General features: G+C 42.3%; 1 protein-coding gene. It reads right to left on the bottom strand.

All coding sequences use genetic code 11. The annotated features are described in order from the left end of the window. Positions 1-145 (bottom strand): putative PEP-binding protein (locus ACJ5GX_RS04315; protein ID WP_495292738.1); only part of this gene is annotated, 145 nt, incomplete at its 3' end. Positions 146-338 lie beyond the last annotated feature (193 nt).

The following is a 338-nucleotide window of genomic DNA, read 5'->3' as shown; positions in this document are numbered from 1 at the left end:
AAAACTCTATGGACTGTGGATTCGCTCCATGCTCTCCACATATACCAAGTTTAATTTCTTTTCTGGTTTTTTTGCCCCTTTCGATAGCTATTCTGATTAATTCCCCTACCCCTTCGACATCTAGCACCTCAAAGGGATCGATCACGCTTTGCAGCAGTACGTCGTGTGCTGCGGTCATGCTTTACTAATTATACAGATTTTTGCAACGAAACCACGTTGCATGGCTTAAAGCATACTGTCGCTCCGCACCTGCATTGGTTTGAAAGGTATCAAACTTACTAAGTAGGGACAGCTAAACTATCAAATCTTCAAAAGTCCTTTGTTTGCATCGCATGTCA

This window comes from Wolbachia endosymbiont of Tuta absoluta, assembly GCF_059414725.1.
This window is presented reverse-complemented; position numbering and strand designations above follow the sequence as displayed.